Source organism: Desulfovibrio sp. An276 (assembly GCF_002159665.1).
Classification (GTDB): domain Bacteria; phylum Desulfobacterota; class Desulfovibrionia; order Desulfovibrionales; family Desulfovibrionaceae; genus Desulfovibrio; species Desulfovibrio faecigallinarum.
Genome location: NZ_NFJC01000039.1, coordinates 1 through 25,969, shown reverse-complemented (window position 1 = coordinate 25,969; position 25,969 = coordinate 1). Strand labels below are relative to the sequence as shown.

At 56.5% G+C, this 25,969-nt stretch carries 28 protein-coding genes; 11 read left to right on the top strand and 17 right to left on the bottom strand.

The annotated features are described in order from the left end of the window. The first annotated feature begins 308 nt into the window (after positions 1-308). Positions 309-722 (top strand): hypothetical protein, encoded by a 414-nt coding sequence (locus tag B5F76_RS12530; protein ID WP_144268485.1) that lies wholly within the window; start codon positions 309-311, stop codon positions 720-722. Positions 723-815: 93 nt separating this feature from the next. Here B5F76_RS12530 and B5F76_RS12525 read toward each other — a convergent pair whose 3' ends face one another. After that, positions 816-2,267, bottom strand: coding sequence for a cobyrinate a,c-diamide synthase (locus B5F76_RS12525; protein WP_239407058.1), 1,452 nt, complete (start codon positions 2,265-2,267; stop codon positions 816-818). A 15-nt stretch (positions 2,268-2,282) separates the two neighbouring features. Next, entirely contained in the window at positions 2,283-3,560 is a 1,278-nt protein-coding gene (locus B5F76_RS12520; protein WP_087355081.1) for an IMP cyclohydrolase, read from the bottom strand. Between the two features lie 386 nt (positions 3,561-3,946). On the opposite strand from B5F76_RS12520, the gene B5F76_RS12515 reads away from it, so the two are divergent. The 3 genes from B5F76_RS12515 (at position 3,947) to B5F76_RS12505 (ending at position 6,621) form a co-directional block, all read left to right on the top strand. Next, positions 3,947-4,282 carry a hypothetical protein gene (locus B5F76_RS12515; protein WP_144268484.1) on the top strand — a complete coding sequence of 112 codons (336 nt, stop codon included), beginning with the start codon at positions 3,947-3,949 and terminating at the stop codon, positions 4,280-4,282. Between the two features lie 73 nt (positions 4,283-4,355). Continuing rightward, complete coding sequence (locus tag B5F76_RS12510; protein ID WP_087355077.1) at positions 4,356-5,633, top strand: adenylosuccinate synthase; 1,278 nt, start codon at positions 4,356-4,358, stop codon at positions 5,631-5,633. Between the two features lie 79 nt (positions 5,634-5,712). Next, positions 5,713-6,621, top strand: coding sequence for a DNA polymerase III subunit delta' (locus tag B5F76_RS12505; RefSeq protein WP_239407057.1), 909 nt, complete (start codon positions 5,713-5,715; stop codon positions 6,619-6,621). A gap of 15 nt (positions 6,622-6,636) precedes the next feature. Here the strand turns inward: B5F76_RS12505 and B5F76_RS12500 are convergent, their stop codons facing one another. The 8 genes from B5F76_RS12500 to hcp all read right to left on the bottom strand — a co-directional run bounded on the left by B5F76_RS12500 (position 6,637) and on the right by hcp (position 13,445). Next, the gene (locus B5F76_RS12500) at positions 6,637-7,416 is read right to left on the bottom strand and encodes an adenosylcobinamide-GDP ribazoletransferase (RefSeq protein WP_087355073.1); all 780 of its coding nucleotides are present in this window, start codon (positions 7,414-7,416) and stop codon (positions 6,637-6,639) included. 104 nt (positions 7,417-7,520) lie between these two features. Further along, positions 7,521-8,171 (bottom strand): redox-sensing transcriptional repressor Rex, encoded by a 651-nt coding sequence (locus B5F76_RS12495; protein ID WP_087355071.1) that lies wholly within the window; start codon positions 8,169-8,171, stop codon positions 7,521-7,523. Positions 8,172-8,988: 817 nt separating this feature from the next. Then, positions 8,989-9,321 carry an ATP synthase F0 subunit C gene (gene atpE / locus B5F76_RS12490; RefSeq protein ID WP_087355069.1) on the bottom strand — a complete coding sequence of 111 codons (333 nt, stop codon included), beginning with the start codon at positions 9,319-9,321 and terminating at the stop codon, positions 8,989-8,991. Between the two features lie 63 nt (positions 9,322-9,384). Further along, entirely contained in the window at positions 9,385-10,089 is a 705-nt protein-coding gene (gene atpB / locus B5F76_RS12485) for a F0F1 ATP synthase subunit A (protein ID WP_239407056.1), read from the bottom strand. 44 nt (positions 10,090-10,133) lie between these two features. Next, positions 10,134-10,556: a hypothetical protein gene (locus tag B5F76_RS12480; protein WP_087355067.1), complete on the bottom strand. Its 423-nt coding sequence runs from the start codon at positions 10,554-10,556 to the stop codon at positions 10,134-10,136. Positions 10,557-10,617: 61 nt separating this feature from the next. Then, positions 10,618-10,932 carry an AtpZ/AtpI family protein gene (locus tag B5F76_RS12475; RefSeq protein WP_087355066.1) on the bottom strand — a complete coding sequence of 105 codons (315 nt, stop codon included), beginning with the start codon at positions 10,930-10,932 and terminating at the stop codon, positions 10,618-10,620. A 204-nt stretch (positions 10,933-11,136) separates the two neighbouring features. Next, positions 11,137-11,619 (bottom strand): flavodoxin, encoded by a 483-nt coding sequence (locus B5F76_RS12470; protein WP_087355091.1) that lies wholly within the window; start codon positions 11,617-11,619, stop codon positions 11,137-11,139. Positions 11,620-11,867: 248 nt separating this feature from the next. Then, positions 11,868-13,445, bottom strand: a complete 1,578-nt coding sequence (hcp, locus tag B5F76_RS12465; RefSeq protein WP_446717639.1) for a hydroxylamine reductase — start codon at positions 13,443-13,445, stop codon at positions 11,868-11,870. 166 nt (positions 13,446-13,611) lie between these two features. On the opposite strand from hcp, the gene B5F76_RS12460 reads away from it, so the two are divergent. Further along, entirely contained in the window at positions 13,612-14,271 is a 660-nt protein-coding gene (locus tag B5F76_RS12460) for a Crp/Fnr family transcriptional regulator (protein WP_087355064.1), read from the top strand. 49 nt (positions 14,272-14,320) lie between these two features. On the opposite strand, the gene B5F76_RS12455 is transcribed toward B5F76_RS12460, so the two are convergent. Then, entirely contained in the window at positions 14,321-15,784 is a 1,464-nt protein-coding gene (locus tag B5F76_RS12455; protein ID WP_087355062.1) for a class I SAM-dependent RNA methyltransferase, read from the bottom strand. Positions 15,785-16,085: 301 nt separating this feature from the next. Here B5F76_RS12455 and B5F76_RS12450 point away from each other — a divergent pair, with 301 nt between their 5' ends. The 5 genes from B5F76_RS12450 (at position 16,086) to proB (ending at position 20,079) form a co-directional block, all read left to right on the top strand. Continuing rightward, positions 16,086-16,796 carry a class I SAM-dependent methyltransferase gene (locus B5F76_RS12450; RefSeq protein ID WP_239407055.1) on the top strand — a complete coding sequence of 237 codons (711 nt, stop codon included), beginning with the start codon at positions 16,086-16,088 and terminating at the stop codon, positions 16,794-16,796. Between the two features lie 270 nt (positions 16,797-17,066). Next, the gene (gene rplU / locus B5F76_RS12445) at positions 17,067-17,390 is read left to right on the top strand and encodes a 50S ribosomal protein L21 (protein WP_087355060.1); all 324 of its coding nucleotides are present in this window, start codon (positions 17,067-17,069) and stop codon (positions 17,388-17,390) included. Positions 17,391-17,419: 29 nt separating this feature from the next. Continuing rightward, complete coding sequence (gene rpmA, locus B5F76_RS12440) at positions 17,420-17,686, top strand: 50S ribosomal protein L27 (RefSeq protein WP_087355058.1); 267 nt, start codon at positions 17,420-17,422, stop codon at positions 17,684-17,686. Between the two features lie 86 nt (positions 17,687-17,772). Continuing rightward, complete coding sequence (gene obgE / locus B5F76_RS12435; RefSeq protein WP_087355056.1) at positions 17,773-18,909, top strand: GTPase ObgE; 1,137 nt, start codon at positions 17,773-17,775, stop codon at positions 18,907-18,909. A 9-nt stretch (positions 18,910-18,918) separates the two neighbouring features. Then, positions 18,919-20,079 (top strand): glutamate 5-kinase, encoded by a 1,161-nt coding sequence (gene proB, locus B5F76_RS12430; protein ID WP_087355054.1) that lies wholly within the window; start codon positions 18,919-18,921, stop codon positions 20,077-20,079. 26 nt (positions 20,080-20,105) lie between these two features. On the opposite strand, the gene B5F76_RS12425 is transcribed toward proB, so the two are convergent. The 6 genes from B5F76_RS12425 to B5F76_RS12395 form a co-directional block, all read right to left on the bottom strand. Further along, positions 20,106-20,807 (bottom strand): DVU0298 family protein, encoded by a 702-nt coding sequence (locus B5F76_RS12425; protein ID WP_087355052.1) that lies wholly within the window; start codon positions 20,805-20,807, stop codon positions 20,106-20,108. A gap of 119 nt (positions 20,808-20,926) precedes the next feature. Then, on the bottom strand, positions 20,927-21,526 hold the full coding sequence (locus B5F76_RS12420) for a lysine exporter LysO family protein (protein ID WP_087355050.1): 600 nt from the start codon (positions 21,524-21,526) through the stop codon (positions 20,927-20,929). Then, positions 21,523-21,810 carry a LysO family transporter gene (locus B5F76_RS12415; protein WP_087355048.1) on the bottom strand — a complete coding sequence of 96 codons (288 nt, stop codon included), beginning with the start codon at positions 21,808-21,810 and terminating at the stop codon, positions 21,523-21,525. The genes B5F76_RS12420 and B5F76_RS12415 overlap by 4 nt, the downstream gene beginning before the upstream one ends. Positions 21,811-21,827: 17 nt before the next feature. Further along, entirely contained in the window at positions 21,828-22,706 is an 879-nt protein-coding gene (locus tag B5F76_RS12410; protein ID WP_144268483.1) for a hypothetical protein, read from the bottom strand. Continuing rightward, on the bottom strand, positions 22,688-23,932 hold the full coding sequence (coaBC, locus tag B5F76_RS12400) for a bifunctional phosphopantothenoylcysteine decarboxylase/phosphopantothenate--cysteine ligase CoaBC (RefSeq protein WP_239407054.1): 1,245 nt from the start codon (positions 23,930-23,932) through the stop codon (positions 22,688-22,690). The genes B5F76_RS12410 and coaBC overlap by 19 nt, the downstream gene beginning before the upstream one ends. After that, positions 23,929-24,528, bottom strand: a complete 600-nt coding sequence (locus B5F76_RS12395) for a hypothetical protein (RefSeq protein ID WP_087355041.1) — start codon at positions 24,526-24,528, stop codon at positions 23,929-23,931. The genes coaBC and B5F76_RS12395 overlap by 4 nt, the downstream gene beginning before the upstream one ends. Positions 24,529-24,696: 168 nt before the next feature. Here B5F76_RS12395 and queA point away from each other — a divergent pair, with 168 nt between their 5' ends. Beyond that, a complete protein-coding gene (gene queA / locus B5F76_RS12390) occupies positions 24,697-25,845 on the top strand; it encodes a tRNA preQ1(34) S-adenosylmethionine ribosyltransferase-isomerase QueA (RefSeq protein ID WP_087355039.1) in 1,149 nt (382 codons plus the stop codon). Positions 25,846-25,969 lie beyond the last annotated feature (124 nt).

Genomic DNA, 25,969 nt, shown 5'->3' with positions numbered 1-25,969 from the left:
CAGCCTGTGGAGAGGCTCCTTGCCTCGTTGAAGCGGAACCCGCCCAGGGATCAAGCTAGCTTGTTTCCGCTGGGAATCCTCCGCCTTTAGGCGGGGGAGGATGTCAAAGCATTGTTTTTGGCAGCGACAGGGCTTCCACACCCTCGCTGCCCGCACGAAAAAAGCAAAGGAGGCGGCGCGCACACCCTGCACGCAGGGAGTCCTGCGCCGATACAGCTATGACAGGCAAAAACGAACACACTATCGGAAAATTTTTTGCGCGTACCTTCCTTGTCCTGCTTCTTGCAGGCGCCTTGGGGAGCCAGGCCATGGCGGCACCTGCAACGGCGCCCGCCGCAGTCCCGAATTCTCCTGCCAAGGTGGACGCCAGGGTCACGGCTGTTGATGTCCAAAGCGAGGGAACGGACAGCACCGGGGCACGCCTTTCCACAGCCCTCAAGGAAAAGTTCAACACCTCGAGCCTGTTTCGTCTTGGTTCCGACAACGAGCCCAAACTCGTTTTGCTTGTGAGCACAAGTCCGGAATTTCCTACCCGTCCCCAGGTAGGTTCCGTCTACTCCATCATCTGGGTCTATTCCCAGAAGGCAAACTATCTGCCCATGCTCCTCGGCCATGAAGTGGGCACAGTGTCCATGGAGGACATAGACGCCCTTGTGGCCCGCGTTGTGGAAAAGACGGACGGGCTTTCGGTCAAGTACGGCTATCTCTGGAAGAAGAACTGAGCAAAAGGTTTTGCCAGACAAAAGGGGCGCGCTTTCTGTGATGAAAGCGCGCCCCTGGTGTTTTTGCGGCGTCTTTGTTGGTCAGGCGAGAAATCAGGCGAGGGCCTTGCGCCTCTTCCACTCCATGGCAAGCCTGCACAGGGTGGGCGCCCACGAGCCTTGGCTAGGCGCAAAGATGTGGGTGTAGGAAGCCCAGGTGTTGTTGACCACAAGGCCGTCCAGGTTGTCCCCAAGCCCCGTGCCCCTTGTGAGGGCCAGATGGGTGAGGCTTTTTTCGCAGGAAAGGGCGCGGCTGTAGTGGAACTCGTGCCCGAAAAGGACTGTCCCCTTGGCATAGAAGGGATTGTCACGCACGATTTCTCCCTGAACGTAGCCAAGGCCGCAGGGACGCGGGCCTATTTCTATGTCCAGGGGGAGCACGCCAGCCATGGCGGTTACCTGATCCTTGCGGCGCACGCTGCGGGCAAGGATCATGAGGCCGCCGCATTCCGCATAGATGGGAAAGCCCTTGGCCGCAAGGTCTGCCAGATCCTTGAGCCTTGGATTGTTCGCAAGCCTGTTCAGGGAATCTTCCGGAAAGCCGCCGCCAAGATAGATGGCATCGAGACTTCCTTCACCCTCGAGGGGCCAGGAGTCGTCAAAGAGCGAGAGCCGCACAAGACGGGCTCCTGCCCGCTCGAGAGCCTCCAGATTCTCGTGGTAGTAGAACCACAGGCACCGGTCGCGCACATAGCCTATGACAGGGCCGTCCCCTGTCCTTTTGGCCTCGTCCTTCCACAAGGGCTCGCAGTCGAGATCCGGGGCAGCACTTGCGCTGCGGACTATGGCCTGTACGTCCACGTGTGCGCCAACATAGGCAGCCATGGCTTCAAGGCCTTCCTGGGCGGAGTCCGAAAGATCGTCCCCCTTGAGGGATGCTATGCCCATGTGCCGTTCTGGCAGGGGGTTGTGGGCAAGCCTTGGCAGCTCTCCCAAAACCTTGAAGTCCGTGTAGTGCTCTATGGACGCGCGCAGATAGGAGGCATGCCTTGGGGATCCAGTGCAGTTGAGGACAACCCCTGCGAAGGTCACGGACTCGAAGTTCTGCAGCCCCTGCAAAAGGGCCGCGGTTGTGCGCGTCATCTTGGTCACGTTGATGGTGACGATGACCGGAGCCTTGAGTTCCCGCGCAAGGGCCGCTGTCGAACAGGACCCTTCCACATCCAGCCCGTCGTAGAGCCCCCTGTTTCCCTCGACAATGCCAAGGGCCCTGTCCATTTCCGATAGGTCTAGGAGCTTTCGGGCCGCGTGGGCCATCTGGGCTCTCAGCCCGTCTCCGTCCAGGAAATAGGGGTCCAGATTCGAGGACTGCCGCCCTGCAGCCTGCGTGAGCCAGGCCGCGTCAATGTAGTCCGGCCCCTTCTTGAAGGGGAGAACGTTCCAGCCCCTGTTGCGCAAAAAGCGCGCAAGGCCAAGGCTCAGAAGCGTCTTTCCGCCTCCCCCGCAGGTGGAGGAGATCACAACGCGCGGCAGATGCAGGCGTGTACTTGTCTCGTTGCAGGACATGTGCGCATCCAGGGCCTAGTGCTTGAAGGACCTCTGGCCTGTGAAGACCATGGCAACCTGGGGGCTGTGTTCGTTGACAGCCTTGATCACTTCCCAGTCGCGCAAAGAGCCGCCGGGCTGACCAATGGCAGTGACACCCTCGGCCATGGCAACGTCCACGCCGTCGCGGAAGGGGAAGAAGCCGTCGGAGATGAGCACGGAGCCTTCGAGGCCGCCGTGTTCAGCCTTTGCCTGCTCCTCGATTTCGGCGAGCTTTTTGGCCATCTCGGCGTCCGTCTTGGCCTTTTCCTTGAGTTCGTAGAGGGTGAGGCCAAGGCCCTTGAAGGCCAGCACGTCCTCGTGCTTGTGGTAGGCCTTGTAGATGGCAAGCTCCACGCAGCCGACCCTGTCCTGCTCGCCTGTGCCGATGGCAGTGGTGGCTCCGTCGCGGGCAAAGATGACAGAGTTGGAGGTAACACCTGCTTCCACTGCCCAGGCAAAGCGCAGATCGTCCATCTCCTTTGCAGAGGGTGCGCGGGCAATGAAGGTTGTGCCGTTCTTGTCCGTGGCCTGGGCGGGAATGAAGTCCGTGTTCTTCAAGATGCGGTTCTGGAAGGATTTTTGCACCACAAGACCGCCGTCTGCGAGGCACTTGATGTCCAGGAAGGCGGATTTGGTGAGCTCTTCCAGCATGGCAAGGCCGGGAAGTTCCATGATGCGCAGATTCTTGCGGCTCTTCAGGATTTCGACAACACCCTCCTCGAAGGAGGGTGCAGCCACAACCTCGAAGTAGTTTGCGGCCACAAGTTCTGCTGCCTCGCGAGTGAAGGGAGCGTTGACAACGACAGCACCGCCAAAGGCAGCGATGCGATCGCACCAGAAGGCCTTTTCAAGGGCGGTTGCAACGCCCTCGTCGGACCAGGCTGCTCCGCAGGGATTGTTGTGTTTGATGATGAGTGCAGCGGGCTTGTCTGTCAGGTACTGCAGAATGTTGGCAGCGTTGTCCACGTCCGTGAGGTTGGTCTTGCCGGGATGCTTGCCTGCCTGGATCATCTGCTTTTCGCTCAGGCTCGAGACAATGCTGTGTTGCGGACCGCGCCAGGTGATGCCGCCAAGGGTGAGCTCGCCTTCTGCCAGCTGGTAGAGGGCAGCGGGCTGGTCCGGGTTTTCGCCATACCTTAAGCCCTTTGTTTCGCCGTCGAGCTCCCAGGTGCGCTTGTGGTAGACAAGCTTCTGGTCGCCCAGTGTAATGGTCATGGTGTCCGGAAAGGTTTCCTTGACGATGGTTTTGTACATGTTTTTCAGATCAGCCATATGCGCCCTCCTCGAAAGCGGTTGTTTCAGGCCCCCTTGCTACCATACAAGGCGCCTTTCTTCTAGTGTTTCCCCTGGGCTTCCACTGTGCGGAAGGGTTTTGAAAAGCCCCTTTGAGCAGTTTTTTGAGCTGCGTTTTTTGCCTGGGGGGACAAGGCCATGCCCTGTGAAACGTGCAGGACAAGCAGCCGCTGGGTTGAGGCTTTTTTTCGGACTTGTCAGCACTGGCAAATGCAAGTATTTTGCAAAAGTCTGGGCTTTGGGAATATCGAAATTCAGGCTTGAGGGACAGGATGTTTTTCTGTTCCCATACTTGTCATTGCAGCAGGAAGACAGCCAACGCCATCATCCTGCTTTGTCTGTGGCATCGGGAGTGTTGCCTTCACATGGAAAGACTACTTTACAAGCTCGCCGAACAGCTGGACAGCCTTGACGAGCAATCGCTCATGCGCTTGTGGGGCAAGTACGCGCAGAAAACCTACTCTGTGCGCCTGTCCAGGCAATGGGAGCTGGACACTCTGGTGTTCTGCCTCATTCAGGCCAAGCACATGAAAAACCAGCTCTTCAACTACTGCATACGCAGGGACATGCCCGAGGAAATGCAGGAAGAAGACGATGGGCTGGAAGTTGCGAGGCGCTCTGCCGAGGCGGGGATTGTGCGGCGCGAGACTCCCTGCACGGTGTCACAGTTCAGACCCTTGCCAGATGACAAGGTGAAGTAGGTTTTGCGCATAACGACGGTGGGCAGAGTTTGTCCTATGCCCGCATAGCCGTCTTTTTCAATAAGGTGGAACAATGGCAAATACTGTTATTATTGGCTCCCAGTGGGGGGATGAAGGCAAGGGCAAGATCGTCGACATGCTCGCTGCCACAAGTGATGTTGTTGTGCGTTTTCAGGGCGGCAACAATGCCGGGCACACCATTGCCGTCAATGGCAAGCAGACCATTTTGCACACCATTCCCTCTGGCATACTCCATGAAGGTAAAACCTGCCTCATTGGCAACGGTGTTGTGCTGGACCCCTTTGTCTTCCTGCAGGAAACGGACGGTCTGGCGGAAAACGGCGTGGATGTTTCCCCGAGGCGCCTCGGTATCAGCCACAAAACCCATCTTATCCTGCCCTACCATGTGGCTCTTGATCAGGCGAGGGAAGCCTACAAGGCCGGAGGCAAGATTGGCACCACCGGCCGCGGCATTGGTCCCTGCTACGAGGACAAGGTCAGCCGCATTGGCCTGCGCGCAAGCGATCTGACCAATCCCGACCTTGTGCGCACCAAGGTGCGTCAGGCCCTTCTTGAAAAGAACGTCCTTTTGCAGAGCCTGTACAATGCAGAGCCCATTGACCCAGAAATGGTCATAGAGAAGATCCTTGGCATAGCCGACCGCGTGACGCCCTACCTCACGGACGTTTCCGGCGTCATCCAGGAATCCATGCGCATGGGCAAGAAGATTCTCTGGGAAGGCGCCCAGGGCGTGCATCTGGACGTGGACCACGGGACCTATCCCTTTGTCACCTCCTCCAACACCGTGTCCGGCTGCGCATCCACAGGCACGGGCATTGGCCCGAACACCCTCGACCGCGTCATTGGCATTGCCAAGGCCTACACGACCAGAGTGGGTGCCGGTCCCTTCCCCACAGAGCTGGACGACCCCACAGGCGACTTTTTGCGCGAGCAGGGTCATGAGTTTGGTGCAACCACCGGTCGTCCCCGCCGCTGCGGCTGGCTGGACGCTGTCATTTTGCGCGAATCGGCAAGGCTGTGCGGCCTGACAGAGATTGCTCTCACAAAGATCGACGTTCTGCGCAATCTGCCTGTGCTCAAGATTTGCGTGGACTACAGGTACAAGGGACAGCGCATCGAATATCCTCCGCAGGGTGAAAACGCCCTGGCAGAGGTGGAGCCCATTTACGAGGAAATGCCCGGCTTCAGCGAGGACATTTCCACCTGCAAGCACTTTGACGGCCTGCCCTACAACGTACAAAAGTACATCCAGCGCCTCGAGGCCTTGACCCAGGTCCGCATCTCCTACGTCTCCGTGGGGCCGGACCGCGAACAGACCATCGTCCGCTAGTTTTTTTGACAAGCCCTGCCTTGTACCATTCGTGTCCGGGGCAGGGCTTTTTTGTTTGCTTTTTTTCGGAGGCCTTCCCTTGTCGCTATTTCCCGCTATCGAGGACCAAACCTTTGACGGCCTGAGGGCCAGGCTTGACCATTTGGGCGACGCTCCGCCCCAGGTGATCCTTCTGGATGGGGGAAGCGAGGAACAGCGTCTTGCTGCTGCCAGATACTGGGCCTGCCGCTGCAACTGTCCAAGCGCCAGGGAAGAGGGCAGCCCCTGCCTTTCCTGCTCCGTGTGCCAGCAGATAGCGAGCCAGGAGAACATGGACGTTCTGGCCTTTGACGGGCGCATTTCCAACACCAAGGATCGCGACGAGCCCGGGCCCATCAGGGCCCTGAACATGGAAAACGTGCGCGAGCTCAAAAGAATCATCCAGGATCCGCCCCATGGGGAGGGCTTGCGTGTGGTTATGCTGCTCGGGATGGACAACCACAGATCCGAAGCTGCCAACGCCCTTTTGAAGGCCCTGGAAGAGCCCTCGCCCACGACAGTCTTTGTGCTTTTGACTGCACAGCGCGAGCAGCTTTTGCCAACGCTTGTGTCCAGATCCTATTGCCTGCTCTTGCCCTGGCCGGATCCCGAGGCCGAGAGCCTGACAGAAGACGGAATGGCACTTGCTGCAGATGTGGCGGACTTTCTTGCCACCGGCAGGACACTTTTCCTGCGCACGCAAAAGAAGGGCTTTTCTGCGGCAGAGGCCACGGCAGTCTTGAGCCTTCTCGAAAAGGCGATATTGCGCATACTGGCAGGCAGGCCAAGGAGCGGCGGCATAGACAGTGAGCTTTCAAGGCTTGGTGCAAACGAGCTTTGCAATGTCTCGCAATGGCTGAGCGAGGCGCGCGAGCGTATCTCGGGCCAAGTGTCACCTGTGCGCGTCCTTGAGGCTCTCATGATGCAGATCTTTGTTCTCGTACACAGCCGTGGCCAGACAGGGCTGTAGGGCGCAAGTCCCAAATCAGATGGTCACAAGCAAAAAGAGAATTTGTCCTGTCTGCATGAGGCAGCCGCAAAAATCGCCCGAGTAGCCATCGTACTGCCTGCTGAGTGCGACAAATTTCCAGAGAAGCCCCATCTGCAGGAGAAGCAGCGCGCAAAGATTTAGAGGATGCACGCCTGCAAGCGCGAGAAAACCGAGTGTGAGCGCTGCCAGGATAATGCTCAGAGCAAGATTGTCCCTTGTTCCCGCGCAGGCAAATTGGCCTCCAAGGCCCGTTGTGTCGTGAGGGGATGCCAGACAAAAAAGCGGGACAGCCATGCCCCTTCCCCAGGCGGGAGCTAAAACCAGGGCTGCCACAGAAGTAAGGGACAGGATGTGCAGATGGGCTGCAACTGCGAGAAGTTCGCAGGCAAAGGCACAAATGAGTGCCAAAACACCAAAGGTGCCTATGCGGCTGTCCTTGAGCACTGCCCTGAAGGCCTCTCCCTCTTTGTAGGAGCCTATGGCGTCCGCAAGGTCTGCAAGGCCGTCCCAGTGCAGGGCTCGGGTGATGCGCAATTCCGCGAGAATCCAGGCCAGGGCAGCAAGCAGCAGGGCAATTACGTCCGGACAGGTGGCAGCCTTGGTTAAAAGTATGCTCGCCGCCAGGCTTGCCAGCGTGCACAAAGCGCCAATGACAAGGCCACAGGGAAATATCCATGGTGCGCATTCGCCAAGGGTAGAATTTAAGACAAGCCTTGCTGGCACAAGCGAGGTAAAGAAGCTCAAGGCATCCAAAAAGCGTTTTGCTGGGGACATGGGATTTTCCAGGGACAAAAGAGGGTCCCTGCCCTTGGAGAGCCGGGACCCGAAATTGGAAAGCCAGCCAGGGGGCTGGCATGCTGTGTGAAGTGAGATGCCGTCTAGTTTTTGGCAAAAATCCTGTTCTGGTTGAAGGCAAGGGAGTAGAGGTGGTGGAAGAAATCCACGTACTCCACATTGACGTGTTCGGGCACCTTGATGCGCGCGGAGGCGAAATTCAGGATGGAGGTGATGCCCGCGTTCATCAGATGGGTGGCAGCCCTCTGGGCTCTTTCCGGAGGTGTTGTGATAATGCCAATCTCGATATTGTTTTCGGCCACAATGGAGGGCATTTCCTTTGTGCAATGCACTTCGAGCCCATGCACAACCTCGCCGATCTTGAAGGGATCGCAGTCGAATATGGCTATGATATTGAAACCGCGTTCCTTGAAGTCCGAGTGGTTCAGCAGGGCCTTGCCGAGATTGCCCACGCCAATGAGAGCCATGCGCCATTCGCGATTCACATCCAGGGCAGAAGTGATGGCCTCAATGAGCGAGGTGACATTGTAGCCCACGCCACGTATGCCAAATTCGCCAAAATAGGCCAGATCCTTGCGGATTTGGGAGCCATTGACGCCGCAGGCCTCGGCCAGTGGAGTGGAGGATATGATTTCGGTTCCGTCTCTGGCGAGATTTTCAAGAACCTGGATATAGGTAGCAAGGCGCTGAATGGTTGCTCTGGGGATGCGAGCTGTTTTGGGAGGTGTTTCCATATTACAAATATCAGGCGCGGCCCCCACGCAGGCGAAAGCGCCTTTCTCCTATTTTTGAGTTTTGTTTGGGTGACTTGTCGGCCCCCAATCGCGGCTTGAGCCGAAAGTTACTTCTTCGCCAAAGCCGAAGGCCTGGCATCTGTCGCACTGCCCTTGATTCATCAGGGCGTTGGACAACAGACCGCAGAGCAGGGGCTTGGAGTTTTACCCCAGGGTGCCTGAATTTTCCCAACCAACCCAACCAAAACCAGTCTTTCGACAGCCTGAAGCTGGTCAACCAGGATTTTGCAAGCCGAGGCTTGCAGATCTGGGCAATTGACCGACGTACCTTCTTGGGGAGAACAAGTGAAAAATAGTTTGTGAAAAAAGGTAGAAAAGAAGATACGACATAACCGTTTGAAACACAATGCCTTCACAAGCAAATTTGAGCAGACAGAAAAAAGAAAGAGAGCTTGTGAAAAAAATCAGCTTTTTTGACGATGTCATGGCCACAAAAAGAGAGAATTTCTCGACTCTTGCAAAGTCATGTCCCGTCAGAATATGTGAAAATCATGGCAAGATGTGCCGCATGTTTCGTTTGTGTCCCGGACCACTTTTTCACAAGTCTGCATGAAAAAAGCGCTCTTTGCCCTTGTACTCTTGCTTTGCCGCTCTTCCAAGCAGTTTAGGGCCGGTGTGGAAAAATATTCAGCAGTTCGCTGCAGACTGGTCTGTTGTTTCTCGGACTTTTTTACTTGATACAGCAAAAAGGGCGGGACAGGTAAAACCTGTCCCGCCCTCCGGGCATTTTCAGACAGACTTTCGTCTGTTGTGAATACTAGGCGGCCACAAAGGGATTGGCGTACAGCAGAATGAAGCTGATAACCAGAGCGTAAATGGCCAGAGATTCGATAAATGCGTAAGCAAGAATCAGGGTACCGGTGATTTTGCCGCTCACTTCAGGATTACGGGCTACGCCGTCGCAGGCGCCGCGCAGACCAAGGCCCATACCAATGCCGCAGCCAAATGCAGCGATACCGATGCCGAGAGCAGCAGCGAGGCAGGTGTTGCCAAGAGCAGCAGCATCAAGGGTTGCGGGAGCAGCAAAGGCGACGGAGGCCATTGCCAGCATGGCGATCAGATTCAGGGCAACGAGAAGAATTTTGCGCATGGAAGTCTCCTTGCGAAGGTTTATATGGTTGGGCCGTAAACGACGGCCATTCCCCGCAGAATATTAGTGTTCGACACCTGCAATGGCGCTGTTGATGTAGAAGGTAGTCAGCAGGAAGAAGACCAGGGCCTGCATGAACTTTGCCAGCAGGAAGAGGGCGTAAATCGGTATTGTGGCAATAACTGGTGCCATGATGAAAAAGAGAATCAGCACAATTTCTTCGCCGCGGATGTTACCGAATAGACGGAGAGAAAGAGAGACCGGGCGGGAACAGTGTGACACGATTTCAAGCGGGAACATCAGGGGCACAAGCCACTTGGATACGCCAAGGAACTGCTTGATGTAGTGATGATGCCAAACATAGATACCGACAATGTGGTACATGACGAACACAAACAGAGCCATGCTGACCGTGGTGTTCAGATTGGCAGTCGGAGCGTTGAAGCCCGGGATGAGGCCCATCAGGTTTGAACCAAGAATGTAGATGAACAAACCTGCCAGGAAGGGAGTAAAGATACGTCCGTACTTTTCTCCCATGGTAGTACAGATATAGTTCTCTAGTGTTTCAACAATGGCTTCCCAGAAATTCTGCAGTGAGCCTGGCACCATAGTTAGGCGTCTTCTCACAAGCCAAGCCACAAGGAAAAGTATGGCCATGCATATCCAGGAATAGAAAACATGCTGGAATTCGATTGTTTTGCCACCTATCTCGATGGTGTCCATGTTGCACAGGGTCGAGATAAGGACCGGATGAGCCAAACCTGCCATGAGAAGCCTCCCTCGTTTAGGTCAATCTCATTTGTGAAAATCTATCACTTAGTGCCTCTTTTCACGGCCCATGTCAAGAGTGGTGCGAAAGTTCCGACGACTACTCCTGCAAGAAAAAGCATTGGATTTGCCTTGGCCAGAATCAGCAGCGCATAGATGCCGGCCCCCAGGATGAAAAGCCTGAGTGTGAAGCGAACTATGACTGCGCCGAAAAATGCCGAGCCAAAATTGTCAAGCCTGGAACGGGAAAAGAAATTTGCCCAGCTGTACAGGATATAGGTAATAACAGCAAAACCTGAGCAAAACCAGATTCCTGTCAGGCTTTCCGTGGCAAAGGCAGAGGAGATGAAAAAAAGGACGAGCAATATAAGGAGCTGGTTGCGGAGGATGGGAACAATGAGTGGGTGGGTAATGCCGCGTCGGCGCAGAAAGTCGTCAAGTCCACCTGTCAGGGCGATTTTAGCCATACTAGTCTCTGTTGTTGCTATCCTAAGACAATGGGAAGGATGTGCTGACCTGGGGCCTGTTCTACTTCGGATCCGCATGGTGCGAGGTTTGCTCCTCTTCTGGAACAGCTTCATTGGATCGGGAAAGCTTTCTGTCCCGATTCATGCGGGCAATGAGTATCTTGGAATCCATGTAGACATTGAGAAAGCCGGCCCCAATGCCAATAAAGAGAAAAATCAGCTTGAACCAGGGGCTTGTTTCCAGCCACCTGTCCAAAAAGTAGCCGATGACAACGCCGACCAGAGGGCCGCTGACCATGTGCAGGCCTATGGTGCCCACAGAGGCAAGGCCCTCAAGTCCCTCTTTCTGAACCTTCAGAATGTCGAAAAAAGACATATTCCTCCTGGGAGTCTCGGGTAGACGCCAATGCACAAAAAATACTTTGGAGGAACGATCGTGTCAACACGGTTGCCGGACTTTGCTTGCCTTGTGGAGGAAAAGCTGCGTCCCAGGATGAAGCGTCCTGCAGCAAGAAAAGGGCAGAAAGCACGCATGCCTTCTGCCCTGGAAAAGTGACTGAACGGATTTTTTGGGAAAAGCCTAGACGTTGAGGCTTTCGACCCAGGCCTTCAGGGAAGCGGTACTCTGGGGAGCATTCAGAAGCTTGCCCTGGATGATGGTGCAGGACGGAGCCACGCTGCCCTTGATTCCCCGTACGGTCTTGCCAAAGCCGCTGCCGCCGGATGTGGCGAAAAGGACTATGGTTTTGCCCGAGAAATCGTAGGCTTCGAGGAAGGTATTGATGATGGTGGGAGCAATGTACCACCAGATCGGGAAACCTAGGAAAATGACGTCGTAGTCTTCCACATGGGCATTGTTGTCGGCAATGGCGGGCCTGAAGGACGTGTCCCGCATTTCCACGGATGTACGGGATGTCTTGTCGTTCCAGTTCAGGTCCGCCCTGCTGTAGGGAACCTGGGGCTTGATTTCGTACAGGTCGCCACCGCAGGCTTCGGCCAGCTTCTTCGCAACGGCTGCTGTCGTGCCCTGGGCGCTGAAATAGGCAATCAGCTTCTTGCTCATGAAAAAGTCCCTTGTGGTTTGAGGCCTCTCCTTCAGGAGGAAAAGAGTAGCGTAACTGTCCTTTTCAGGGAGGGGCATGTAGTGCAGGCAAAAAAGAAAGGTGGTTAATTTGTGCAGAACATGGGACTTGCCCATGTTCTGCAGGCAAGTACAGTACAAAAGCCCCGGAATGGCAAATGCCTTGTAGGTATGTTGTTCCATGCATTCGGTGCATGGAACAACTGTTTTCCACTGTCTCGGGATCTGTCTTAGGCAAGGAGCTCCTGCAGGTCCCTTTCTGGTGTGCTTATCGGGGCAATACCAAAGTTTTCAACAAGGAAATTGAGCACGTTGGGGGAGACAAAGGCCGGTAGGGAGGGGCCGAGGCGGATGTTCTTGATACCGAGATACAGGAGTGTCAGGAGAATGCACACTGCCTTTTGCTCATACCAGGAGAGGACCAGGGAGAGGGGCAGATCGTTCACGCCGCAGCCAAAGACCTCGGCGAGGGCCGATGCCACCTTGATGGCGCTGTAGGCATCGTTGCACTGTCCCATGTCCATGATACGGGGAAATTCCCCGATTGAACCAAGATTGAGATCGTTGAAGCGGTATTTGCCGCAGGCAAGCGTGAGGACGAGTGTGTCTGCCGGAGTCTGCTTGACAAAATCCGTGAAGTAGCTGCGGCCTGGTCTTGCCCCGTCACAGCCGCCAACAAGGAAGATGTGGCGGACAGCGCCAGCCTTCACTGCAGCGACAATCTTGTCCGCAGCAGAGAGGACGGCATTGTGGGCAAAACCGGTCATGACAGTGTCACCGCCGTTGATGCCGGTAAAGTGTCGGTCTTCGGGATAGCCACCAAGGGCAAGAGCCTTTTCGATGACTGGGGTGAAATCCTTTCTGTCGTCAATATGGACTGTTCCAGGATAGGCAACAACGCCTGTTGTGAACACACGGTCTGCGTACGCAGCCTTCGGAGGCATGAGACAGTTGGTGGTAAACAGGACAGGCGCTGGCAGGTCCGCAAATTCCTTTTGCTGGTTTTGCCAGGCAGTGCCGAAATTCCCCTTGAGATGGCTGTACTTTTTGAGTTCCGGGTAAGCATGCGCTGGGAGCATTTCTCCGTGGGTGTAGATATTGATGCCCTTGTCCCTGGTCTGTTCGAGAAGCAGCTTCAGATCGTGGAGATCGTGTCCGGTGATGACAATGAAGGGGCCCTTTTCAACAGCGAGATCAACCTTTGTGGGTATCGGATTCCCGTAGGTCTCCGTGTTGGCCCTGTCCAGGAGTTCCATGCACTCAAGGTTGATTTCGCCAACCTTCAGGACAACAGGCAGAAGCTGATCCATGCCCCAGTCGTCCGTTCCTACGGCGCACAGGGCCGTACAGACAAATTCATTGACCCTGGAACTTGTGTAGCCAAGAAGCTTCGCATGATAGGCGTAGGCCGAGACCCCACGTATACCCAGAAGAATCAGAGACTTGAGAGAGCGGATATCCTCGTCTGCTTCCCAGAGCCTGCGCATGTCGTAGTCGGAAAAGTTTGCTCCCTGGGCGAGACGGGATTTCTCCTCTCCGACCCTGGCTATCTGTTCAAGGATATTTGTGTTGTCGAAGTTTACGTTGGTCAGGGTGCTGAACAGCCCGTTAATAAAGAGGCTGTCCGTTTCCTGGGTGACTTGTTCCCTGTTTGCGGCCGCAGCCTGGGCCAGGCCGATGAGGGCGCCTGTCAACTGGTCCTGAAGGAGTGCGGTATCGGCCTTTTTGCCACAGACACCGGCACTGGCCGTACAGCCGGTGCACCCGGCTGTCTGTTCACACTGAAAGCAGAACATTTTGCGTTCCATATTTTATACTCCATTGATTTTACTTGATGTGTCACTGGGGATGCAAGGACAAGGCAGGCTTTTTGCGGACAAGTTGGGCCGCTCAGGGTGTCTTGCTCTTCGATGCAAACGATAGTATAGAAATTGCAACATTTCCGTGTCTTTTGCAACATATGAGGAGTATTTTATGAAAAATTATGTTCCAGTGCTGAAAAAGACCAGACTTTTTGCCGGAGTTGCCGAGGACGATCTCGCAGCCATGCTTTCCTGTCTCAAGGCTGGAACAGGCAGCTGCAAAAAGGGCAATTATGTCTACAGACAGGGCGAGAGGGTGGATCGGCTCTCCATTCTCGTGGCTGGCAAGCTGCAGATTCAGAAGGACGACAGCTGGGGAAACAGGACCATCGTGGGCACCGTGGGCGTTGGCGATATGTTCGGCGAGGAATATGTGGCGCCACAGAGCTCTGTCCTTCTCAATGACGTGATGGCTCTTGAGGACAGCGTGATTGTTACCCTTGATGCCATGCGGGTTCTGACAGTCTGTTCATCGCTTTGCCGCTTTCATACCCGAGTGATTCAGAATCTGGTCTTCTCCATATCCGAAAAGAACAGGCGCCTTATGCACAAGCTCGACCACGTCTCAAGGCGCTCCACCAGGGAAAAGCTCATTTCCTACCTGTCCGAAGAGGCACAGCTGCAGGGCAGCACAAAGATTGTCATTCCCTTCAATCGACAGCAGCTGGCGGACTTTTTGTCCGTGGACAGGAGCGCCATGTGCAAGGAGCTCGCCAGAATGCGTGACGAGGGCATGCTGAACTTCGAAAAGAACAGCTTTGAGCTCTTGTGATGCAAACCCTGGATTGCTTTGCATTCGCACCAGGCGCATTTTCCCCGGCCTAGCTTCGAGCACAGTTTTCGAGGGTCAGAAGAGACACTGTCTCCACGTGCGGAGTCTGGGGGAACATGTCAACAGATGTCGTCTGTTCAAGCCTGTAGGCCTTTTGCAGGGCTAGGATGTCTCGCGCAAGAGTTGCCGGATTGCAGGATATATATATGATATGCTCTGGTCTTTTTTCCAGAAGCCAGGAGACGACCCTGCTGTCGAGACCGGCCCTTGGCGGATCGCAAAGGACCTGGACTGGCTTTGCGCTCTTGAAAAGCGCTGTCTGCAAAATCCTTGCAGCGTCTCCAGCATGGTAGCTGGCCTTCTGTCCCATGCGTGCAGCGTTCCTCTTGGCCATGGCAATGGAGGATGCAGAGTACTCAATGCCCGTGATCTCGCCTTCGCCAAAAAGAAGGCCAGGGGCTCCGACCCCGCAGTAGAGATCGAAAAGAGGTCCCTTTTGCACAAGGTTTGCCGCTTCCTGTGCAAGAAGGTCTGCCGCTTTTGTATTGACCTGGAAGAAGTCTGCAGCGTCCACCAAAAAGCCTGTGCCACACAAGGGCATGACCATGAGGGCCGGATCGAGCGGGAAATCTGGTCTTGCCATGGCGAAGATTCTCCTTTCCCCGCGCACAAGCATGTCCTCGCTTGCCCTCTCCTCATGGAGGACGGCATGGACCGTGGGACAGGCAAGAAGAATCTCGGTTGCTACCCTGGCAAGGGCTGCCCTTTCCAGCCTTGATCCAGGCGAGGTCAAAAAGACAAGCCAGAAGGCCTGATGCTCTGGAATATGCCTGGCGCTTGCGAGAGACGCATCGTCTGGCACACGTCCCTCTCGTATCTGGCAAAAGCGAAGAAAACCCTTTTTTGTGCCGGCAGCGCGTCCCCTGTTCCTGCCATTCCTGGCAGGTGCCTTCGAAAAGTCCGGTTCGTAGACGCTCAAATCTGCCCTGTTTGCCAACTCCTCCACCTTCTGCACAATCTCTTCTGCCCCGCTGGCAAGCAGGCGACAGCCCTTGGCTGGAACCACAAGATGGCTTTGGGGCATGCGCATGCCAAGGTGTATCTTGCCTTCTTCATTGCGGGCAAAGGCAAGCTGCACGCGGTTGCGGTAGCCAAGGACGTCGGGAGAGGCGACAATGGGACGCAAGGGGGGATTGGCAATCTTTCCTATGCGGGTGAGAGCCTCAAGGACAAACTGTTCCTTGGCCGCAAGCTGGGCATCGTAGGGCAGGCGCTGCAGGGAACATCCGCCACATGTGTGGGCGTGGGGGCAGGCAGGCTCGATGGTATCTGGAGCCTTTTCAATGAGGGTCGTGACCCTTCCTTCGCAATAGCCCCTGTGTTCCCTTGTGATGGTGACTTCGACCCTGTCGCCGGGCAGGGCACCGCTCACAAAGGTGGTCTTTCCGTTTTCTCCGTGCCGGACTATGCCACGGCCGTCCATGCTCAGCGCGTTTATGGTAAATATGGGCATGATGTCTGTCCTTGGGATCGAGGGGAATGTGGCGGCCTGTTTGAGCAGGCGCAATCAGTGACTATGCCAGATTGGCTGGCATGTGAAGCCCGGGCAGTGCCCCCTGTCGCAAAAGGTTCTTTGCAACGTTTGCCATTGGTGCTACTCACACGCGGGTTGCATGTCGCTTCATATTTGGCAAGCCTTGTTCGACAGGGACGAAAAACGGGCGACAGCAATCGCTTGTCATTGTGCCACAACAAAAAAACAAAACTGATTACAGGTAGTTGCAAATGTTCTCTTGCCCCCCCCCCTGTCATACGTGCTGGACAGATTGCCCTTTGGCAATTCTCTTGATGGTGTTTCGAAGAAGCTCATAGAAAGACTTATGCGCGAAACCAATGCCCCTTCGTGGCACAGTTTCGCAATCTTGAGCCGCAAGTGGAGAAGGCATGCCTGCACGGCCTGCCGCTGGCTTGACGAAGCCCTGCCAAGGGATGCTTCCATTTTTGAGCCCGGATGCGGCAGCGCAGCCAACCTCCTGTGGTTTGGCCAAAAGGGCTTTTCGAAGCTCTACGGATCCGACATCGACTTGGAAGCCCTCGAGCTTGGAAGGAGACTTGCTTCCCATCTGAACATGAATCTGGACTTGTGGCAGGACGACGGTATCAAGCCCGCAAGGCTTCCGGAAAATCTGGATGGCATCTTGTCCGTGAACTGGCTCTACCACATCCCCGGCGCAAGCTTCAGCTCCTTCCTTGAGACCTACAGCCGTGCGCTGAAGGTCGGGGGCTACCTTGCCTGCGATATGGTCACCCGCAGATACGACAAGGTCCCGGGCAATCAGTATCACACAAACGATCAGAAGCTGCCGGTCGAGCAGAGAAGGCCTTCCGAGTACAAGATACGGCTGGACAGAGAAGAGATGCGAGCCCTTGGCATACGCCACGGCCTTGCCCTGATACGCTCTACCTGTTTTGTTCTTACCAATCCGCAAAGAAGCGTGTATCTGTTCAGGAAGGTCGAGGAATAGGCAGAATTTTGTCGAAATGTCCGATGCAAGCGCAAGGGAGGGGCGAAAAGTCTGAAAATGCGTTCATTTTGGGCGAAAGACTGTCGGAAACATTCCTTCCCTTGCGCAAAACTGCATCAATGTCAGGCAAAATAGGGCTTTGAGCCCGGAAAAATTTGTGCCAAAATGAGCCAAAAAGAGGGCTTGGCAACAAAATTGCCCCCAAAACGCTTGACAAAACGAAATTGTTGGGGCAAAGGTGACTTTCCGTTTTTGGAGGTACCCAACACAATGTACGCAATCATCGAAACCGGCGGCAAGCAGTATCGCATCGAAGAAGGCTCTCAGATTCGTGTGGAGAAGCTCAGTGCCGAAGCTGGTACAGAAGTCACTTTGGACAGGGTTCTCATGCTGGGCGGCGAAAATCTGCAGATTGGCGCCCCTGTCGTTGAGAATGCGTCCGTGACCGCAGAAGTTGTGGCTCAGTCCCGTGGACCCAAGGTGCTTGTGTTCAAGCGTTGGCGCCGCAATGACAGCCGCAAGCTGCGCGGTCATCGTCAGGATTACACCACGCTGAAGATCAAGAGCATCAACGCTGGCTCTGCCGCTAACTAGTTTTTGGAAATTTCTTCTGGGAGAAGATCATGGCTCATAAAAAAGCAGGCGGATCGTCCCGCAACGGTCGTGACAGTGCTGGTCAGCGTCGCGGCGTCAAAGTCTTTGGCGGCCAGAACGTCATTCCTGGCTGCATCATAGTCCGTCAGCTCGGAACCCGTATCTATCCTGGTCAGAATGTTGGTATGGGCAGAGACTACACCCTCTATGCCACCAGGCCAGGCAAGGTTCGTTTCGAGCACTTTGCTCGCAAGCGCCGCGTGCTCACTCGCGTGCACGTGGACATTGCCGAGTAGGCATAAAAGCAAAGATATTTTCTTGAGGGAAGGGGCCTTGTTTCAGGGTTCCTTCCCTTTTGGTGTCTACTTTTTTCGAGGTATGTATGCGTTTTGTCGACGAGGCCCGCATCAGCGTTAAGGCCGGTGACGGCGGAAACGGCTCTGTCCATTTCCGCAGAGAGAAATTCATTCCCAAGGGCGGCCCGGACGGAGGAGACGGCGGTGACGGCGGCTCTGTCATCCTGCGCGCCGACTCAAGGCTCCTGACACTCTACGACTTTCGTCTCAAGAGGCATTACACGGCCCCCAACGGGCAGCATGGCATGGGGCGGCAGATGTACGGCCGCAAGGGCGAGGACCTTGTCCTCCACCTGCCGGTCGGCACCATGATTTTTGTGGAAGAGGACGGCGAGGAGCGCCTTTTGTGCGATCTTGCCGAGGCAGACCAGGAAGTTGTCATCGCAAGGGGCGGCCACGGCGGCAAGGGCAACATCCACTTCAAGAGCTCGACCATGCGCGCGCCCACCTTTGCCCAGCCGGGCTCAAAGGGCGAGTACAAGACATTGCGCCTTGAACTCAAGATACTGGCAGACGCTGGCCTTCTTGGCCTTCCCAATGCCGGAAAGTCCACCTTCCTGTCCGCTGTCTCTGCCGCAAGGCCCAAGATTGCGCCCTATCCCTTCACAACCCTTGTTCCCAACCTTGGCGTTGTCATCGATGAATACGATCCCGGCCAGCGCCTTGTCATCGCGGACATCCCGGGCCTTATCGAGGGCGCAAGCCAGGGCCAGGGACTGGGCATGCGCTTTTTGAAGCACGTCGAGCGCACGCGCTTTCTTGTGCACATCTTAAGCGTGGAAGACACCGGAGGCGAAAATCCCTGGGCAGGCTTCGAGCTCATCGACGAGGAGTTGCGTTCCTTTGACGAGGAGCTCTCCACCCATCCCCAGATCCGTGTAGTCAACAAGATCGATCTTGTGGACGAGGAGAGGATCGCCGAATTGCGCAAGCGCGCCCAAGAAGACGGATTGAAGATCTTCTTCATCTCTGCCCTGCAGGGCACGGGCCTTGAGGAGCTGATGCAGGAATTGTGGCGCATGCAGACCAGCATGGACATGCACGCTCCCCTGGTGCGTACCCGCGCCCCGGAAATTCTCCCCGATGCCGACACGGACATGGACGAGGACGAGGAAGAATACGACGAGGACGATGGCCCGCAGTTCATCTGGACCAAGGAATAGGAGCCTTTTATGTCGGACTGGAAAAGCGAGCGGGAAAGGGCCCTTTGCGATGCAAAATGCCTGGTGGTCAAGATTGGCAGCGCAGTTTTGACGGACAGTCAGGGCTTGAGGGCAGACGTCTTGCATTCCCTGGCAGCGCAGCTTGCCCAAATCCAGCGCATGGGGGGCGGGGAGCGCAAGATACTGGTTGTGAGTTCTGCGGCAGTCGCAGCCGGGCGCGCTGTTTTGGCCGAAAACGGTGTCAAGGCAGACACGGCAGGCCTTGCGGCCCGTCAGGGAGCAGCAGCCATAGGCCAGGGCAGGCTCATGCGTGCTTGGGACGACGCCTTCCACTGCCAGAATCTTCCCACAGCCCAGGTGCTCCTGACCCAGGACGACTTTCGCGTACGCCAGAGGCTTCTCAACGCGCGCAACACCTTTACGGAAATCCTCTCCTGGGGGGCTGTGCCCATTGTCAACGAAAACGACACAGTCTCCACCGAAGGGCTCAAGTTCGGCGACAACGACAGTCTGGCAAGCCTCCTTGTGACCTTGGTCGGCGCGGATTTGCTCATCAACCTCACCTCGTCCCCGGGTGTTTTCAAAAAGCCCCCGGTTGACGGTGTGCCAGGAGAGGTTCTGCCCTGCATCGAGGACGCCTCTGCCCTGAACCTCGACGCCATGTGCGGCGGCAAGACAACCGTTGGCACAGGCGGCATGTACTCGAAGCTATTGTCCGCAAGGCGTGCTGCCCAGCGCGGCATCCCCACCCTCATTTTGCCTGGCCGCTCAAAGGACATTATCCTTCGGGCCTTTGCCGGCGAGGAAGTGGGAACATGGGTGCGCCCGAGCCTCAAGGCCATACCCATGCGCAAGTTCTGGCTTGCCTACAAGGCTGCGCCTGTGGGCAGGGTCCTTGTGGACGATGGCGCAGCACAAGCTCTCACCCAAAGAGGAAAGAGCCTTCTTCCCGGAGGCATCCTGGAAGTGGAAGGCTCTTTCGACAAGGGAGACCTGATCCGCATTGTCCACCAGGGCGCAAGCCTTGGGGTGGGGGTCTCGAACTATACTGCGGACGATATCAGGCGCATCAAGGGCCTGAAACGCATCGAGGTAGCGGCCATCCTTGGCGATGCCCACTACCCCGAGGTCATACACAGGGACAACATGCTGCTTGATGCGGCAATTTAGCCAGATTGTCGACTCAGATTGCCAGCTTAGATTGTCAGCTTGGGCTTGCCTTGCAGGGTGTCCCTGGCAAGTTCTGCTGGCGTGCACACCACAACCAGGTCTCCGTCCGTGACAAGACAGGAGCCGTCAAGCCCGCTTTCCGCAAGCTTGCGCAGTGAAGGCTGATCGTTCAGGTCCGGGGCAAGCATGCCCAAAGCCCAGGCAGCAAGGCCTGCGCACACGGCATCGCTGTCCTGCAGCCCCTTGCGCAGAAGGGGCCTTGCCTCCTCGCCATATTTTGGGCAGGCCTTTATGAAGCGGCCAATGGCAAAGTAGCAGGATCTGCGCAGGACGTCGTTGTCCACGTAGTTGTCGTCAAAGCCCAGGTCGATGATGGTGGTAAAGAAGATCCGGTAAAAGTCCTTGGCAAGGGGCGGACAGTGCGAGAGCACCTCGCCTATGGCCTCGGGCACACCCCAGCCAATGTTGCCGCTCTCCTCGGACATGCGCCAGTTGAGTCTGCGCATGACATCGCGGGCTGCGTCGGGCTTTTTTTCGTAGATTCTGTTTGTGGTATGCCCAAGGGCTATGGCCGCGCGCAGTCTGAGCACGGGCTCAAAGGTGAGCAGACTCATGAGCGGGCCTACGGAACTGATGCCTTCCTCGGCTATGGCCTCCAGATGATTGCGCCACTCAGGGGATTCGAGCTGGGCGCGAACCTGGAATTTCTGTGTACGAAAGCGGGGCAAGGGAAACCTCCCTGACCGTCTGTATCGGTCTCATTCCTCCGGGCATTCCCGGAGGATTTTTTTGTCGTTTGGATATGGGGCGCACGTTTTTTTTTCAAACAGGCGCCAGGGTATTCACATCAGAGTGAACAGAAGAAGATGACCCAGAAGGGTACGCTGAAATCTAGCACAATGGCATGGACAAGGGCAACAAAGACCCATTGCGTGCCCAAAGTCCTTGCCATGATGGGCAGGGTCGAATCCATGGTCGTGGCTCCGCCCATGGCAATGACCGCAGGCTCTGGCGCAAAGCGCGCAACAAGGGGCACGAGCAGCAGGGTCAGGGCTTCCCTTGCCAAATTGCAGATGAGGGCAACGGTCCCGAGTTCCGTGCCCACGGCCTGGGTGATGAGAATGGAAGAAAGGGAGTAGTAGGCAAAGCCTGCACCCACAGCCAGGCAATGGGAGAGCGGATAGGCAAGAAAAAGCGAGCAAAGACCTGCAGCAAGAAAGGTGCCGATGGTTGTTCCCAGGGGATAGAGGAGGATCTTCGGGCGCAGGGAGCGCAGGATTTCGCCAAGGCGCCTGTCCGAGCCAACGGATATGCCCACACAGCTCATGAGCACAAAGAGCAGGATAAGGGTGACGTTTTCTCCGTCAAGGCTCTCCGGCAGAAGGCCGAAGCGTCCGCAAAGTATGCCAAGGCAAAAGCAGGCCAGGATGAGAAGGCTTGTTTTCACTTCTTTGCCCCCGTGTCCCTTGCTCTGTCGGGAAAGAGCCGGCAGATGAGGGCAACGCAAAGTGCGCTTGCCGCAGTTGTTGCCAGGGCAAGGACAAGCCCGTGCAGTCCCAAGGTGTGCAGATTGTCCATGACCATGGGGTTGGCGCCAATGAGCACGCCCATGGCAAAGAGCAGGGCGCAGATGATGGGCAAAAGAAGTCTGGAAACAAGGCCTGGCAATACGGTCTTTCGCAAGAGAAAGCCAATCAGCATGCCGGCAAACATGAAGGCAAGGGCAAACATGGGAAAAAAGAAAAAAGTCAGCAGACTAGAGGTGTTAGTGTTTGACGCAAATAGTTTCTGGTCCTTGAGAAGTGGTCCTCATTGTCCAGATCGTCTATGTCCCAGGTGAGAAGCGTGAGCATGCCGTTTATGGGGCGCATGGGCATGGTAGGGCTTATGGGGCCCTGGATACCAACTGCCCTGGCAGCCGGGCTGCCCATGATGATGAGCATGCGGGCATTGAGAAGCTGCAGGCCCTGCCAGAATATTTCCCTGTCGATTGCGAGTATGGTGTTGCCGTCCTCGTCCAGGGCGGGCAAGCCTATGGGCCAGAAGGTGTGCGTGCCCCTGGGCATGGCAAGATAGGCGATAAGCTCCGAGAGCTTCTTGCTGCGCGCCTTGTTGGCCTGGCCGCACAAGTCGTGCCCAAGGCCATAATAGGTCCAGGCCACCTTGCCCGGCCTTGTGCGCGCAAAAAGTTTTTGCCAGCCCTCGGGCCAGGTTGCGACAAGTTCCTGGCGCGTCTCGGCAACAGGGGCAGGGCGTGGGGCAGGCTGCGGTCTTGCGGTGGCCTGTGCAGGCGCCTGCCTGACAGGCGCGGACGCGGGACCGGGACGCATGGAAGGCCTTGTCTGTGCCTGGCTGGAAACTGCACCTGAGCCTGATCCGAACCTGGGCCCGGGTACGGGTCTGGAGACGGGTGTGGAGCCGGATGTGCCGGCAGACCTGTCTCCCATAGCGGCGGCCCTGCCTTGCCAGGGTCTTCCTTGGCTTTGGGAAGCTCCCAAACGTGCCTCGGGTGCAGGCTTCTTCTCCGCATCCTTGGCGCTGTGCTCCACAGGATGGGGGTAGAGAATGCAGCTTAGCCCAGCAAGCTCGCGTATCCTTGCCCAGGCATTTACGAATTCAAAAGCCATGTGCACAAATCCCAGGCTACGTCCATCTTGCTTTGCAGGGGCCAGTGCTCTTCCCTGCCGGACCTGTCTACAACGGCCATGGCGTTGGTGCCGGTGCCAAAACCGGAGCCGGCCTGCATCACGTTGTTGGCCGCAAGGACGTTGACGCCCTTTCTTTCAAGCTTGAGCCTTGCAAGCGCCATGAGCTCCGCGTCGTCGGAAGCTGTTTCCGCAGCAAAGCCCAAAATGCGCTTGCCGTCCCTTCTGGCGGACAGGGTAGCGAGGATATCCGGATTCGGAGTAAAGGAAACGTTGATGCCGTCCGGAGACGTGGCCTTCTTGAACTTGCCAGACCCATAGGGAACAGGGGCAAAGTCCGCCACTGCGGCCGTGAACATGCCCATGGTGACTTCGGGCCAAAAGCCCTCGGCTTTGAAGAGCATCTCCTTTGCTGTCTTGACTTTGCAAAGCTCCAGGCCTGGCAGGGGCGGCACAAGATCCGAGTCTATGCCCGGGCCTGCAATGGCATAGACCCTTGCTCCGCGCAGCCAGGACGAGAGGGCAAGGCTTGCGCCCATGGCTCCTGTCGAGGGATTGGACCAGAAGCGGACCCCGTCCCAGGGCTCCCTTGTGGGGCCAAGGGTGACAAGCACAGTCTCGCCAGCCATGTCCTTGGGTGCGAGAAGCCGCAGGGCTTCGGCAAAAAGGCAGGGCATGGGGGCAAGGCGCCCCTGTCCCTTGCTTCCGCAGGCAAGCTCTCCTGTGTCCGGGCCGATGATGGTAACCGAGCGGGACTTCAGGGTGGCAATGTTGGCCTGGGTAGCCGCATTTTGCCACATGAGGGTGTTCATGGCAGGGGCTATGCCCACTGGTCCTGCAAAGGCAAGAAGCTGTGTACTCAGCATGTCCTGGGCAAGGCCGGCTGCCATGCGGGCAATGAGGTTTGCCGAGGCAGGCGCAACAAGCAGGGCATGGCAGCTTTGTCCTGGCTCAAGATGTGCGAAGGTTTCCTCGCCTGTGAACATTTCCGGATACACCGGGCTTGCACCAAGGGAAGAGAAGAGCAGGGGTTTAACAAAGTGCTGCGCGCCGGAGGTTAGTGTTGCCGAGACATTGATTTTGGCGCTGAGCAGATGGCGCAAGAGATCCGCTGCCTTGTAGCAGGCAATGGAGCCCGAGACACCCAGGTGCAGGCGTCTGTTTTGAAGGCGCGTGAGCGTGCGCAAAAGGTAGATTGCGTCTATCACAGATCCCTCTCCTGAATAGGTCCGGATGAGCCCTGCTGGCCTTCGGGAGCAGTGGAAAGGCCGCCTGTGCCCTCTTCCTGGGCAGGAATGTCGGAAGCAGATTCATTGCTCGGCGTGTTGCTCGAAGACGAGCTTCCGAAGCCGAAGCTGTAGTCGGGTTTCTTGGTAAAGGGAATGGGGATGCTCGCCGGAGGCACGGAGCTTGTGTAGAGCGTCATGAGGGTCAGGCTTGCCTGGGGCAGAATGTTGACGGCAGCCAGGCGTCCCTGCTTTTCAAAGACATAAAGGGCGCGGGTTTCCGTGGCGTACCCAAGGCGTATGGCCCAGCCGTCAGCCTGCAGGGCATCACAAACAGTGCGCGCGCACATGGCAGGGCTTGCCGTGCCGCGCAATGTCTCCATGCCGTCCTGTCCCTCGATGCGGCTGTGTTCAGCGTAGAATTCCATGCCCGCTGGAAGCGGGGTTCCGAGCAGCCTGCTTGTGTTCGCGACAACGCCGCCTCCCACGGTAGTTCCCGTGAGGGGGTTGGTAAATCCGGCGCAGCCGGCAATGAGCGGGAGCAGCAACAGGCTAATGGTGACAAGCAGGCGGTGCATGGGGTATGTCTCCTCCGGCAAAAAAACGTGCAATTTCCTCGCAGCCATCAGTGAAAAACTTCTGTGAAGTCTTCCGTTTGCCGGAAGGCTTCGCAGCGTGTGCCAAGCAACGTATATTAGTGTCATGCCGGTGGCAAGAGGCCCAAATTTCGCTGGAGTCCGTACTACATGTCCGAAACAAGCCATCAAAATATCCCTGCAAACACTGCTGATCCCGCAAAGTTTGATAACGCTGACCTTTTGCTCTCAAGCTACAACTATGACCTTCCGGAAGAGCTCATAGCCCAGACGCCGCCGAAGGAGCGCGGCACCTCCCGCCTCATGGTTGTGCCGCGAAGAGGCGATCTTTCCCCAAGGCACAGGCACTTTGCGGATCTTGTGGAAGAGTTGCCCAAAGGGGCGCTGCTTGTGGCAAACAACAGCCGCGTGCTTCCAGCCCGTCTTTTGGGCCAGCGCCACACTGGCGGCAAGGTAGAATTTCTTCTGCTCTCCCCCCTGCCTGCAATCCTCTCCTGCGCCACGCTGATTGGCGAGGACAGATGGCAGGCAAAGGCCGAGGGCCTTTTGCGCTGTGGAGGACACCCTGCCTCTGGCGAGAAAATCCATTTTGGAGAGAGAATCACGGTCTCGCTTGTGAGCCAGGGCGAGTTCGGGCGCTGGAAGGTGATTCTTGAATGGCAGGGCGATCTGGCTCTGGATTTCGAGGAAAAGGGCTCCATGCCCCTTCCTCCCTACATACGCAGGGCCGCCGGCGAGGGAGACAGGGAGCGCTACCAGACCGTGTATGCGCGAAGAGACAAGACCGGATCTGTCGCTGCGCCTACGGCAGGCCTGCACTTTACTCCCGAACTGCGCGAAAGACTTGCCGCAGCCGGCATTGGCTGGAAGGAGCTGACCCTCTACGTGGGCTACGGGACCTTCAGTCCCGTGCGCTGCGAGGACATACGCAGCCACAAGATGCACGGGGAGCTCGTGGACGTGCCAGAGGATACGGTCGAGGCAGTGCTAGAAGCCAAGAGGGAAGGGCGCAAGGTCATAGCCGTTGGCACCACTACGGCAAGGGCCCTTGAAGGAGCCTATCTTGCGCAAGGAAGGCTTGCTCCCTTCAAGGGGGTGACGGACATTTTCCTCTACCCCGGAAAGCCCGTGAACGTGATAGACGGCCTTGTGACCAACTTCCATCTCCCTGGCTCGACCCTTGTCATGCTCGTGGCTGCCCTCATGGGCAGGGAGCGTATACTTTCTGCCTACAAGGAAGCAGTGCGGGAGCGCTATCGTTTCTTCTCCTACGGGGACGCCATGTTCATTAAGCCGTAGGGACCTCAAAATGGATATAACCTAAGAGTTGAGCAAAAGTAGAACCATATTTTCTGGAGTGCTCAAAAGGATTCCTTATCAGAAAACTACACTAAGCCTGTGTAGGAGCAATCATCATTCGACA